9 protein-coding genes are annotated in these 12,584 nt (G+C 65.7%); 6 read left to right on the forward strand and 3 right to left on the reverse strand.

Going from position 1 to position 12,584, the window contains the following annotated elements; all coding sequences use genetic code 11:
* Positions 1-8 precede the first annotated feature (8 nt).
* The 5 genes from ASF61_RS11595 (at position 9) to agaR (ending at position 6,364) form a co-directional block, all read left to right on the forward strand.
* Positions 9-1,181, forward strand: coding sequence for an SIS domain-containing protein (locus ASF61_RS11595; RefSeq protein WP_056155766.1), 1,173 nt, complete (start codon positions 9-11; stop codon positions 1,179-1,181).
* Entirely contained in the window at positions 1,165-2,136 is a 972-nt protein-coding gene (locus ASF61_RS11600; RefSeq protein WP_056155769.1) for an N-acetylglucosamine kinase, read from the forward strand. The genes ASF61_RS11595 and ASF61_RS11600 overlap by 17 nt, the downstream gene beginning before the upstream one ends.
* A gap of 10 nt (positions 2,137-2,146) precedes the next feature.
* Positions 2,147-3,262 (forward strand): amidohydrolase family protein, encoded by a 1,116-nt coding sequence (locus tag ASF61_RS11605; RefSeq protein WP_162241990.1) that lies wholly within the window; start codon positions 2,147-2,149, stop codon positions 3,260-3,262.
* A gap of 35 nt (positions 3,263-3,297) precedes the next feature.
* Entirely contained in the window at positions 3,298-5,487 is a 2,190-nt protein-coding gene (locus ASF61_RS11610; RefSeq protein ID WP_056155775.1) for a glycoside hydrolase family 36 protein, read from the forward strand.
* 109 nt (positions 5,488-5,596) lie between these two features.
* Positions 5,597-6,364 (forward strand): transcriptional repressor AgaR, encoded by a 768-nt coding sequence (gene agaR / locus ASF61_RS11615; RefSeq protein ID WP_056155778.1) that lies wholly within the window; start codon positions 5,597-5,599, stop codon positions 6,362-6,364.
* A 69-nt stretch (positions 6,365-6,433) separates the two neighbouring features.
* Here the strand turns inward: agaR and ASF61_RS11620 are convergent, their stop codons facing one another.
* Both ASF61_RS11620 and ASF61_RS11625 read right to left on the reverse strand, forming a co-directional pair.
* The gene (locus ASF61_RS11620) at positions 6,434-9,277 is read right to left on the reverse strand and encodes a TonB-dependent receptor (RefSeq protein ID WP_056156563.1); all 2,844 of its coding nucleotides are present in this window, start codon (positions 9,275-9,277) and stop codon (positions 6,434-6,436) included.
* Between the two features lie 404 nt (positions 9,278-9,681).
* Positions 9,682-10,326 (reverse strand): TetR/AcrR family transcriptional regulator, encoded by a 645-nt coding sequence (locus ASF61_RS11625; protein ID WP_056155780.1) that lies wholly within the window; start codon positions 10,324-10,326, stop codon positions 9,682-9,684.
* A gap of 136 nt (positions 10,327-10,462) precedes the next feature.
* Between ASF61_RS11625 and ASF61_RS11630 the strand changes: the two genes are divergently transcribed.
* On the forward strand, positions 10,463-11,581 hold the full coding sequence (locus tag ASF61_RS11630) for an FAD-dependent monooxygenase (protein WP_056155784.1): 1,119 nt from the start codon (positions 10,463-10,465) through the stop codon (positions 11,579-11,581).
* Here the strand turns inward: ASF61_RS11630 and ASF61_RS11635 are convergent.
* The gene (locus ASF61_RS11635; protein ID WP_056155787.1) at positions 11,578-12,495 is read right to left on the reverse strand and encodes a glutaminase; all 918 of its coding nucleotides are present in this window, start codon (positions 12,493-12,495) and stop codon (positions 11,578-11,580) included. The genes ASF61_RS11630 and ASF61_RS11635 overlap by 4 nt on opposite strands.
* Positions 12,496-12,584: the final 89 nt, after the last annotated feature.

Here is a 12,584-nt window from a genome sequence, read left to right on the forward strand (position 1 = left end):
AGAAGGATATGAAGCACATTTTGGGACACAGCACCACCGCGCTCGACGCAGCCGGCGCCGGCCTGACCGCGCGCGAGATCGCACAGCAGCCCGTTGTGTGGCCGCAGATCGATGCGCTGGTATCGGCCAACCGCGCCGCGCTCGATGCATTCCTGGCGCCGCTGCTGGCTGGCGCCGGCCTGCGCATCGTGCTCACAGGCGCCGGCACCTCGGCCTTTCTCGGCGAATGCCTGGCGCCGGCCATGCTGGCCAAGGGCTGGCGGGCCGAGGCCGTGCCGACCACCGACATCGTCTCCGGCCCGTACCAGTTCCTGCAGACGGACGTGCCGACCTTGCTGGTCTCGTTTGCCCGCTCGGGCAGCAGCCCCGAAAGCCTGGCAGCGGTGGAGCTGGCAGACCAGCTGGTCAAGGACGTCCATCACCTGGTCATTACCTGCAACGCCGACGGCGAACTGTATCGCATGGCGCAGGCGCGCCCCAACGCCTACGCGCTGCTGCTGCCCGATGCCACCCACGACCGCGGCTTTGCCATGACCACCAGCTTTACCACGATGCTGCTGGCGGCGGCGCTCGCATTCGGCATGCTGCCGCCCGGTGCGGCGGCGGTGCCGTCCGCCGCTGGCGCCGCCCTGCACGCCACAGCTCTGCCGCTGCTGCAGTCGCTGGTGGCGCAGCGGTTCCAGCGCGTGGTCTACCTGGGCAGCAACGAGTTGTGCGGCCTGGCGCGCGAGGCCGCGCTCAAGCTGCTGGAGCTGACCGACGGCCGCGTGGTGGCGCTGTTCGACTCGCCGCTCGGCTTCCGCCATGGCCCCAAGACCATCGTCGATCGCGACACGCTGGTAGTGGTATTGCTGTCCAACGCTGCGCAGGCGCGCCGCTACGACCTGGACCTGTTGCGCGAACTGCGCAACGACGGCCGCGCCGGCCGCGTGCTGGCGCTGAGCGGCCAGCCGATGGACGAAGCGGGCCCGGACTGCCTGGTGCTGGAGGCCGCGGATACGGCCTGCGACCTGGCGCTGGCGCTGCCGTATATCGTGTTCTGCCAGTCGTTCGCGCTGCTGCAATCGCTGGCGCAGGGGCTGCGGCCCGATACCCCCAGCGTGTCGGGCACCGTCAACCGCGTGGTGCGCGGCGTCACCATTTATCCGGTCGCCGGAGGGCAGCATGTTCCTCGGGGTTGACGGCGGCGGCACCAAGACCGCTTTTGCGCTGATCGACGGTGCGGGACAGGTGCTGGCGCGCCACCAGGACAGCAGCGCCTACTACATCGAGGTCGGCATGCCAGGCGTGGCCGCCATGCTCGAACGGGGTTGCGCTGCACTGTTCGCCGCCGCGCGGGTGGCGCCGTCGGACGTCGAATTTGCCTTCTTCGGCCTGCCGGCCCATGGCGAAGACCGCTCTGCCCTGCCCCGGCTCGATGCCATGCCGCAAGCGGTACTGGGCCACGCGCGTTACCGGTGCGGCAACGACATGGTCTGCAGCTGGGCCGGCTCGCTCGCGTGCGCGGATGGCATCAGCGTCATTGCCGGCACCGGTTCGATGGCGTACGGCGAAGTGGGCGGCCGCAGCGCGCGCGCCGGCGGCTGGGGCGAATTGTTCAGCGACGAGGGCTCGGCGCACTGGATCGCGCGCGCCGGCCTCCAGCTCTTTTCGCGCATGAGCGACGGCCGCGCAGCACGGGGAGCGCTGTACCCGCTGCTGCGCCAGCAGCTGGGGCTGCAGGAAGACCTCGATCTGTGCCAGGTCGTGTACGGCGACCTGAACGAAGAACGCAGCCGCATCGCCGCCCTGTCGCGCCTGGTCTCGGCAGCGGCCGCGCAGGGCGACCTGCAGGCGCAGGCCATTATCGCCGCCGCTGCCGACGAGCTGGTGGCAATGGTCGCTGCGGTGCGGCACGCGCTGGGCGTGGACGATGGCCAGCAGGTGGCGGTGTCGTACACGGGCGGTCTGTTCGGCGCCGACGGGCCGCTGCCGGCCCCGTTTGCCGCCGCGCTGGCAGCACGCAGCGCCGACTATCTGCTGGCGCCGCCGCGCCTGGCGCCCGTGCTGGGCGCAGCGCTGTATGCCGCGCGGTGCGCGGGGACGCCGCTGGGCGCCGCTGCGCTGGACCGGCTGGCCGACCAACCACCTCACTAACGGAGTTTCCATGCGCAGCACCCTGTCGTCTTTCCTGTTCCCTGCCCGGCGCTGTGCCGCGGTTGCCGCCATGACCGCCGCCCTGATCGCGGCGCCGTGCAGCGCAGCCGATGGCTACACGATGGGCGACTTCGAGACGGTGCCGAAGATCGACGCGCACCTGCATCTGCACGGCGCCAGCCAGCACGCCTGGCTGGCGCTGGCGCGCAAGGACAACTTCCGCGCTTTGACCATCAATGTCGACTACCCCGATTTTCCGGCGCTGGACCAGCAGCGCAAGGTGGCCAGCGCGCTCGGGCACAAGCACGGCCAGCAGGTGGCATGGGTCGCCACCTTTTCCACCGACGGCTTCGACAGGGATGGCTGGACTGCGGCGACCCTGAAAGACCTCGATGGCGCGATCGCCGACGGCGCGGTCGGCGTCAAGGTCTGGAAGAATATCGGCATGAGCCTGCGCGACAGCCAGGGCAAGCTGGTGATGATCGATGACGCGCGCTTCAGCCCCCTGTTCGACGGCCTGGCGCACCGCGGCGTGATGGTGCTCGGCCACCAGGGAGAGCCGCACAACTGCTGGCTGCCGGTCGCGCAAATGACGGTCAACAACGACCGCGAGTATTTCAAAAACCATCCCGCCTACCATATGTACCTGCACCCGGACATGCCGGGCTACGAACAGCAGATGGCCGCGCGCGACCGCATGCTGGTCCGGCATCCGACCTTGCGCTTTACCGGCGTGCACCTGGCCTCGCTGGAATACGATATTGAGCGCATCGGCCGCTTCCTCGACGCCCATCCGGGCGCCCGGCTCGATATCGCTGCCCGTATCGGCCAGTTGCAGTATCAGTCGCAGCGGGACCGCGAGCGCGTGCGCGCATTTTTCATCAAGTACCAGGACCGGCTGATGTATGGTTCCGACCTGGCGCAGTCGGCCGATCAAAGCGATGCCAGCTTCGTGGCCGACATGGACACGGTGTGGCGGCGCGACTGGCGCTACTTTGTCACCGGCGACAGCTTGACCGTGCCCGAACTGGACCGGCCGGTGCGCGGCCTGTCGCTGCCGCGCCAGGTAATCGACAAGCTCTACCGCATCAACGCAGAACAGGCCTACCCCACGGCCTGGCATTAACCGGCCGACGCCGGACACGACGACAAGGGAGACGCATGAACAAGCAACCAGACCCGCGCCGGCGCAGCTTGCTGCAATGGCTGGCAGGAACCGCGGTGGCATCGACCGTGATCGATGCCGGCGCCGCCGAGGTGGCCGGCACGGGCAAACCCGCAGGCAAGGACGTGGCGCGCATCGGCGATGGTGCCATGGCGCTCGAATTCGACAGCCAGCTGCACTGCCGCGTGATTTCGCGGCTTGGCCCCCGGCCGCTGGCAGTCACCGCGTTTGCGCCCAGCGAACGGCTGCGGGTGCTGCGCAACGCCAGCACTGCGGGCGGCCCGAGCGGCGCAGGCATCAATGCTGCCGTGGTTGCAGCCAGCGCGAATGCGGCCAACGCTGCCAATGGCCGCTGGATCGAGCGCTTTGCGCTGACCGCGCAGGCGGCCGACCGCGTCGATGGCCCGCACGGTGCCGGTGTGCGGCACCGCCTGGTCGGCACCTCGGCCGACGGCATCGAGAAATCGGTTGCGGTGACGTTTTACGCCGGCCTGCCGGGCTTTGCGGTCATCCGCGTGGGCTACCGCAATGTGGGCAAGCTGCCGGTCGTGGTGGCTGCCTGGTCCAGCAGCGCGCACACGCTGCGGCCCGCGCCCGGCCGCGCGTCCGGATTCTGGACCTATTCCGGCGCGTCGTTTGCCGACCGGCGCGACTGGGTGCAGCCGCTGGCGGCCGGTTTCGACCAGCGCAATTTCATGGGCATGAACGCGTCCGACTACGGCAGCGGCACGCCGGTCGTCGATATCTGGCAGCGCGACTGCGGCCTGGCCGTCGGCCACCTCGACACCGTGCCACGGCTGGTGGCGCTGCCGGTGCGCGCGGTCGCGGGCGGCGCCGCGCTGGCGGTGGAATTCGAGACCGACGTCGTACTGCAGCCCGGCGACACCCTCGACACCATGGACACCTTTCTGGCGCTGCACACGGGCGACTATTTCACGGCGCTGGACCGGTACCGGCAGGCGATGGCAGAGCGCGGCGTGCGCGCGCCCGATGCGCCCGCCGAATCGTACGAGCCGATCTGGTGCGCCTGGGGTTACGAACGCGACTTTACCGTGCCGCTGATGGTGGGCACGCTGCAGAAAGCCAAGGCGCTCGGCCTCGAATGGGCCGTGCTCGACGACGGCTGGCAGAACAACGAAGGCGACTGGAAGCTCGACGCCAAAAAATTCCCGAACGGCGACCCGGACATGCGCAGCCTGGTCGGCACGATCAAGGACGCCGGCCTCAAGGCGCGGCTGTGGATCACGCCACTTGCGGTCGATCCCGGTTCGGACCTGCTGCACGATCATACCGACATGCTGCTGCTGGACGCTAATGGCGCGCCGCAACTGATCACGTGGTGGAACAGCTTCTATCTGTGCCCCGCCTATGCGCCCACCGTCGAGATGACGCGCCAGTGGATCCGCAAGATTTTCGGCGAGTGGGGCTACCAGGGCCTGAAGATCGACGGCCAGCACCTGAACGGCGTGGCGCCGTGCTACAACCCGGCGCACAAGCACGCCCGGCCGGAAGAGTCGTTCGAGAAGCTGCAAGACTTCTGGAAGATGGTGTACGACACGGCGCGCGAGGTCAATCCGCATGCGGTGGTGGAGCTGTGCCCGTGCGGCACCTCTTACGCGTTCCACAACTTCCCGTACATGAACCAGGCGCCGTCGTCCGACCCCCTGTCGTCGTGGCAGATACGCCATAAGGGCAAGACGCTCAAGGCGCTGATGGGCCGCTCGGCGCCGTATGCCGGCGACCATGTCGAACTGAGCGACGGCGGCGACGATTTCGCCTCCTCGATCGGGATCGGCGCGGTGCTGTCGACCAAGTTCACCTGGCCCGTCGATCCCAAGCCCAAGGACAGCTTCCTGCTGACGCCGGAGCGCGAAGTCCAGTGGCGCAAATGGATCGGCATCTATCGCGAGAAGATGCTGGCCAATGGCGTGTATCGCGGCGAACTCTACGATATCGGCTTCGACAAGCCGGAAGCGCACGTGGTGCAAAAAGACGGCAGCATGTATTTCGCCTTTTACGCGCCACGCTGGAACGGTCCGGTCGAGATCCGGGGGCTCGGCCCCGGCCGCTGGCGCCTGCGCGACTACGCCAACGACACCGATATCGGCGAGCTCGACGGCGGCAGCCCGCGCCGCCTCACGCTGCGATTTGCCCACGCGCTGCTGCTCGAAGCGACGCCCGTATGAGCGGCTGCACTGCCCTGCCCTGATCGACGTGACAGCATCAGGGCCGGCGCTGGCCTGCCGGTGCCCGGATCTGTTAAGCTGTTGTTTTATTAAAAGCTATTGCCCAACTATGGCACAGACCGGTCAACGCCGCGCACTCATCCTGAAAGCACTCACCGAACACGGGTCGGTGCAAGTCAACGAACTGGTCAGGCAGTTGGGCGTCTCGGCCGTGACGATCCGTAACGATCTGAGCACACTCGAGGCGCAGGGCCTGGCCATCCGCAGCCACGGCGGCGCCCTGCCGGCGCGCACGCCGCCCACCGAACACACGGTGCCGCAAAAGGACGCGATCAACCATGACCAGAAGGAGCGCATCGGCGCCCTTGCCGCCAGCCTGATCAAGGCCGGCGAAAATGTCATCATCGATTCCGGCACCACCACCATCTCGCTGGCGCGCCACTTGCGCGCCGCGCAGAACGTCACCGTGATGACCAATGGCCTGAACATCGCCTGGGAGCTGTCGGACGCGCCCGGCGTGGACCTGATCCTGACCGGCGGTCTGCTGCGCAAGCAGTCGCTCTCGCTGCAGGGACTGCAGGCCGAAGCCTGCCTGCAATCGTACAGCTTCGACAAGCTGTTTCTCGGGGTGGACGGTTTCGACCTGAAGTTTGGCGTCACCACCCACCATGAGGCGGAAGCGAGCCTCAATCACAAGATGGTGGAGCGCGCCCGTAAAGTCATTGTCCTTGCAGATGCCTCCAAGTTCGGCTGCGTCAGCCTGCACCGCATCGTGCAACTCAATCGCGTCCATACCGTCATCACCGACGCCGGCATCAGCCAGGAGTACCGGGACGGTCTTTTCGCCGCCGGCATCGAAGTGCTGATCGCGGACTGACCGGCTTCTCCGCACGTAAAAAAAACCGCCCCGGCTGCGGGGCGGTGAAGGAGAGGACCAGCGGGGCGATCAGAACTTCAGGCTGGCGCCCACGGTGATCGAGCGTCCGTAGCGGTAGTAGCCGTTCGGCAGGCTGATCTTGCCGTTGCCGAGCGTGAGCACCTGTTTTGCGTCGGTCAGGTTGTTACCCTCGATGCTGATGCGCAGCGACTTGTTCACCTCGTACGCCAGCTGCGCCGTCAACCACGTGATGGCGTCGGCGCGTTCATTGAAGCCGGCGCCAAGCACGTTGGTGGCGGTGACGAAAGCGTCGGTATAGTCGGCCGTGGTGCTCATGCTCCACGGTCCCCGCTCGTACAGCAAGCCCAGCGACGCGGTCGCGGGGGCGATGCCTTCGAGCGGGCGCTCGACGCCGTTGACCCAGCTGCGCGACAGGTTGCGCGTGTACTGTCCCCGCACGCCGAAGCCGTTGTCGAACAGGTGCTGCAAGCCGATCTCCATGCCGCGCGCCTTGGCGCTGTCGCCGTTGATCGGGCGCTGCACGTTGAACAGGCGGCCGCCGGGCGCGCCGATGTCCTGGCCGGTCAGCCATTCGCTGGTGATCTGGTTCTTGATGTTCTTCTGATAGAGCGCCAGGGTCAGCGCCGAACTCTTGGCGTAATACCATTCCAGCGACACGTCGGCCTGGTGCGCACTGTACGGCTTGAGGTTGGCATTGCCACCGTAAATCTGCGTGAAGTCGCCCCACGAAATGCTCTCGGTGGTGCTCGATGGCGCCAGCTTGTCCACCGACGGCCGCGCCATGGTCTTGGCCGCGCCCAGGCGCAGTTGCAGTGCGTCCGTGATCGCATACGTGAAGTTGGCCGACGGCAGCCCGAACGTATAGCTGGCGTCCTGCTGCACGATGGACGGGTCGGCATAGACCGCCGTGAAATTGAACGCACCGTTTTCGACGATCTGGTTGATCCTGGCGTCCCAGGCCTGCGAGCTGGTCCTGGTGTGTACCAGCCGTACGCCGATGTCGGCGTTCCAGTGGTCGCCGGACATGTCGGCCTGCACGTAGGCGGTCGAGGTCTTCTCCGTCACGCGGTAACTTTCCAGCGGATTCCAGGCAGGCGCCGACAGGGCCGAACTGTAGACGCCGCCGCCGGGGCGCGGACGGCCGTCGAGCGCCGCCAGCGCCTGGGCATAGTTGTTGACATCGAAACCGAGGAAACTGCGCGGGAAATTGCCGCTCACGCCAGACAGGAATCCGCCAGGGCTCAGCGTCTGGTTGATGACGTTGCCGCCCAGCGTGCCGACATTGACCGCGTTCTCGCCCGAGTAATGATCCTGCCCCGCGTTGAACGCGTTGTTGATCATGTCGCGCGTTTTCTTGCGGTTGGTCTGGCTCACGCCGAAGTTGAGCTGATCGACATGGAAGCGTTCCGTTTTCCATTCGGCGTTGACCGTGGCGCCGCCGATGCGGTCCTTGATATTGTCGCCGGTGCGGCCGTAATAGTGGGTGTTGAAGTCGTTGCCGCTGAACTGGCCGCCGGCCAGGCCGGTCTGCAGGTCGCGACCGTCGGCCAGCGTGGTCGTGACACTGGGCACGGCGGCGCCGGTCAGCCGGATGCGCGTGACGTTGGGCTGATTCATCCGCAGCACCACGTAGGTATCGTTGCCGCCGGAATTGCGTTTCGACGTGGACAAATAGATGTCGCCATCCATTTTCAGTGTCGGCGACAGCTTCCATTCGGCCCTGGCGCCGGCCATGGCGGTATCGACCACCCGGTCTTCGGTCTTGTTCAGCACTTCGGGATTGAGCCGCAGCTCGGGATCCGTGTTGGCCAGCGTCAGGTCCGTCACGACGCCGTTGTTGACCTTGATGTCGGACCAGCGCCCCGGCGAGTACAGCGGGTAGAACGACAGCTGGTAGCCGACCTGCGGCGAGTCGAGCCGCGTCGCGAACCCATCGACCACGACCTTCAGGTCGCTGCTGGGCCGCCATTCCACCTTGCCAGACAGCGCCATGCGCTCCTTCTTTTCCATGATGGTTCCGAAGCGGAACTGTCCCGGCGCGATCAGCCCCTGTTCATCGGGATCGAGCACGCCGTTGCCGTTCGGGTCGATGAAGCCGCCCCAGGTGTTGCCCGTCTCCCAGAACTGGCCCGGGTCGCCAGGGATGGCATTGCGCGACCAGCCGCCGTCGTTGCCGGCCGTATCGGTGCGCACATCGCGCTTCGCATACACCACGCCCAGCAGTACGCCGAGCTGATCGCTGAAGGTATTGCTGTAGGTGCCCGACAGCTTCTTGCCGTTCAGGCTGCTCATCTGGTTGTGATCGCCTTCCACGCGCAGCAGGCCGTGCTGGCCTTTCTGGTCGAACGGACTGGCCGACCGCAGGTTGACGAGGCCGCCGATGGCGCCCTCGATCAGCTTTGCCTGGGTTGACTTGACCACATCGGCGCCGCTGATCACATCGGCCGGCAGCACGTCGTAAGCGAAGTCGCGACCGGCGCCGTCCGTGCCGAGCAGGCGGCCGTTGAAGGTGGTGATCGTGTATTCGGGACCGAGGCCGCGGATGCTGACCTTTTGGCCTTCGCCACCGGCCGTGCGCGAGATCGACACGCCGGTCACGTGGCTGAGCGAATCGGCCACGTTATTGTCGGGAAAGCGGCCAAGCTCGGTGGCGCTGATACTGTCCTGCACGACCGCCGCGTTGCGCTTGAGCGACAGCGATTCCCTCAGGCTGGCGCGGGTGCCGGAAACGACGACCTTGGCCACCGGGTCGGCTTCGGAGGCAGTGGTCTCGACCTGCGCCCGCGCCGGCGCAGCAAGCGTGGCCAGTGCCAGCAGGCAGGCCGAAGTAAGCGGATGGAGCACCAGCCGGGGATGAGCGTAAGCGTGCGAGCGGCGTTGCAGGTGACTCATTGACATGATTCCTTTGAAGTTGGTGATAAAGCGCAGGCAGACCTGCCCGACCGTCATGACTCGCGCCGGCCGGCATGGGCCTGGCGGGCAGCCTGCTTCGCCACATCGAAAGCGTGAAGAAGGCCACTTGATGTTGAGGCATCATTTAGTCTATATCGAAACCTTACGCACGCAACCAAATCTTACGCATTACCTGTTTTTTATGTTGTATTTATGTTTTTTGCGCTCATCGTCTTTCGTTCGAAAGATTTTTATGCAAAAGTCGGCTGGATACAGCGGATGCGCGCGTGCCCGCAGGCTGGATGGTGGCTGTCAGCTGCAGTGGGCTTGCACAAGGGTGTCGGAACGCCCGCGCATCGCGCAGGACCCGCGACGTCCTGCTGTCCCGGCAGCGGGTGAGGATGTTATCGGGCTGCGGGCAGCGGAACCTGCGGCAGTGGCGTAATGTCAGCCATCCGTTCGACCGCCACCAGGCCCTGCTCGATTAACTGCATGAAAGTCGCGTTGGCTTTTTTTACCGAGGCCGTCGCGTGGAACTGCCGTAACGCTTCCTCGCGCGCCGTGCGCACCGTTAGCACGATCATGCCGGCCATCAACCGCACGCTGCCGCCAGGGGCAGCGCCGCCCAGTTCGACAGCCAGTCCCTCGGCTGCCTCGTCCGCCAGCTCGCGCACGCGCGCCCTGAGCGCGGGACTCGCTTCCACGACGCGCCACCAGTCGGCCACCAGGCTGCTGATGTGACAGATCGGATGCTTGTGCCGGTTCATGTCGACGATCACGCTGCGCAGCGCGTCAACCGCGCCCTGTTGCGGCGGCCTGGCGCGTAGCGCGCACTGCAACGGCAGCAGCTTCAGGTCGTCCTCGCGATCGAGCAGCAGTTCTTCCTTGCGTGCGAAATAATTAAAAATGGTCATCTTCGAGACTTGCGCGGCCGCCGCGATCTCGTCCACGGTAACGCCATCGAAACCGCGCGCAAAAAAGAGTTCGGTCGCGACGTCCGAGATGCGCTGCCGGGTCGCCTTTTTCTTGCTGTCCCTCAGTTGTGCCATCGTGCGCCCGGTTCCTCGTGGATGTGATGAAAAATTATACCCGGTATAAAAATCTCTTGTAATATTTTTTTACCGAGTACAAAATTCGGATCGTTAGCGCTTCACGCCGAAGCGCTCGAAAACTTCAAGGACAGTGATGACAGCCTCCCCCCGTAAAAAAATGTTGATTGTCGGTGCGAGTTTTGCGGGACTGACGTCCGCCTATTTCATGCATCGCCTGGGCTTTGACGTGACCGTCGTGGAGATTGCACCGCGTTTGCGCAGCGGCGGTACGGCGGTCAATATCCGCGACGACACCATCGCCATCGTCAGGCAGATGGGCATATTGACCGACATCCGCGCCAATCGCCTGGCGCTGCGCCGGTGGGATTTCAAGAATGCAGACGACAGCACCGCGCGCAGCATGGTGCTGCGCGGCGAGGGTGACGCGCAGGGAGAAGACGAGTACGAAATCGAACGCGACCTGCTGATGCAGCTGCTGTACGACACGGTGCGCGACGACTGCGAGATCGTGTTCGGCGACACGGTCGCGGCGCTCGATCAGGCCGACCATGTCAGGGTGACGTTCAAGCATGGCGGCACTGGCCGCTACGACCTGGTACTCGGGTGCGACGGCATCCATTCGCGCGTGCGCGAGCTGTGCTTCGGACCGGCTGCGCACTACACGCATTTTCTGCAGCAATACTTTGCCGTGTCGATCGTCGACAAGCTGCTGATTCCGCGCGACACGGCCCAGATGTTCAACGTGCCCGGCAAGGTCATCATGCTCAACGCGTACAAGAACAAGACCGACATCATCTTCGGCTTTATCTCGGACACCGAGCTTGCCTACGACTACCGCGACCAGGCGCAGCAGCGGCAAATGATCGTTGACCGGTTCCGCGCTGTCGGCTGGCGCGCTGCGCAACTGCTGGGCGACGTCGCCGCGGCGGATAACTTCTATTTCGACAAGATGTGCCAGGTCCGGATGCCGGCTTGGTCGCGCAGACGCGTGGCCCTGGTGGGGGACGCCGCGTATTGCCCCTCGCCGGGCGCGGGCCGCGGCGGCTCGCTGGCCATCGACGGCGCTGCCGCGCTGGGCCATGCCATGGCCGCAGCCGGCGGCGACCATGCGCTGGCGTTCCAGCGCTATGACGCGCAGTTCCGTCCCGTTATCGAACCGATCCAGGCCGATGCCGCGCGCACGGTGCGCGAATCGCTGATACCGAGAACCGCCGAGGACATCCGCGCGCGCAATGCGCGCGATGTGTTCTAGAAAATCGACCGCACGGTCAGGCTGGTAAAGCGCTCGAGCGCATAGGTGCCGGCCAGCGAATTGCCGGTGTCATCGAGCCCGGGGGACCAGACCGCGATGGCCATTTCTCCCGGTACCAGCGCCAGGATGCCACCGCCGACGCCGCTCTTGGCCGGCAAGCCAACCCGGTACGCGAACTCGCCGGCGGCGTCGTAGGTGCCGCAGGTGAGCATCAGCGCGTTCAGGCGCTTGGACGAGCTGGCGTCGAGCACCTGCCGCTCGCTCCACGGGATCGTGCCATGGTTGGCCAGGAAGCTGCCGGCCTTGGCCAGCTCGCTGCAGGTCATCGTGATCGCGCACTGGCGGCAGTAGCTGTCGATCACGGTCTCGACCGGGTTATGCAGGTTGCCGAAATCCTTCATCAGGTGCGCAATGGCGTAGTTGCGGTGGGCAGTGGCATGCTCGGACTCGGCGACGGCCAGATCGAACCCGATGTCCTGGCGATCGCAAATCTCGCGCGCGAAGTGCAGGATGGCGACATCGGACGGGGTCGGGTGCGACGACAGGATGTCGGTCATCACGAGCGCGCCGGCATTGATGAACGGATTGCGCGGCACGCCTTTTTCGTATTCGAGCTGGACCAGGGAATTGAAGGCCGTACCGGACGGTTCGCGTCCGACGCGCGACCAGATCGCATCGCCCTCGAGCGAAAACGCCAGCGCCAGCGAGAACAGCTTGGTGACGCTTTGCAGCGAAAACTTTTGCTGCGCCGCGCCTGTCGAGTACGTGCGCCCGTCGAGGCAATACACGGCCATGCCGAACTGCGCAGCGTTGACATCGGCCAGCTGGGGAATATAGGACGCGACCTTGCCCTGCTCCAGCAATGGTTGGACTTCGGCGTAGATGGTGTCGAGAATGGCGGCGTAATCGGTCATGCGCCATTCTAGACCGAGAAGCGCGCCTGCCGACGTTCTGGTGGCGGCGCGACCACGACACGGCAGCCGAGGTTGTTCGAATGTCACAA

The organism is Duganella sp. Leaf126, from assembly GCF_001423125.1.
Taxonomy (GTDB): Bacteria; Pseudomonadota; Gammaproteobacteria; order Burkholderiales; family Burkholderiaceae_D; genus Rugamonas.

Excerpts from the sequence above, each read along its gene's own strand:
- ASF61_RS11630 (WP_056155784.1), top strand. The coding sequence starts at position 10,463 with ATGACAGCCTCCCCCCGTAAAAAAATGTTGATTGTCGGTGCGAGTTTT.
- ASF61_RS11600 (WP_056155769.1), top strand. The coding sequence starts at position 1,165 with ATGTTCCTCGGGGTTGACGGCGGCGGCACCAAGACCGCTTTTGCGCTG.
- ASF61_RS11605 (WP_162241990.1), top strand. The coding sequence starts at position 2,147 with ATGCGCAGCACCCTGTCGTCTTTCCTGTTCCCTGCCCGGCGCTGTGCC.
- agaR (WP_056155778.1), top strand. The coding sequence starts at position 5,597 with ATGGCACAGACCGGTCAACGCCGCGCACTCATCCTGAAAGCACTCACC.
- ASF61_RS11635 (WP_056155787.1), bottom strand. The coding sequence starts at position 12,495 with ATGACCGATTACGCCGCCATTCTCGACACCATCTACGCCGAAGTCCAA.
- ASF61_RS11595 (WP_056155766.1), top strand. The coding sequence starts at position 9 with ATGAAGCACATTTTGGGACACAGCACCACCGCGCTCGACGCAGCCGGC.
- ASF61_RS11620 (WP_056156563.1), bottom strand. The coding sequence starts at position 9,277 with ATGAGTCACCTGCAACGCCGCTCGCACGCTTACGCTCATCCCCGGCTG.
- ASF61_RS11625 (WP_056155780.1), bottom strand. The coding sequence starts at position 10,326 with ATGGCACAACTGAGGGACAGCAAGAAAAAGGCGACCCGGCAGCGCATC.
- ASF61_RS11610 (WP_056155775.1), top strand. The coding sequence starts at position 3,298 with ATGAACAAGCAACCAGACCCGCGCCGGCGCAGCTTGCTGCAATGGCTG.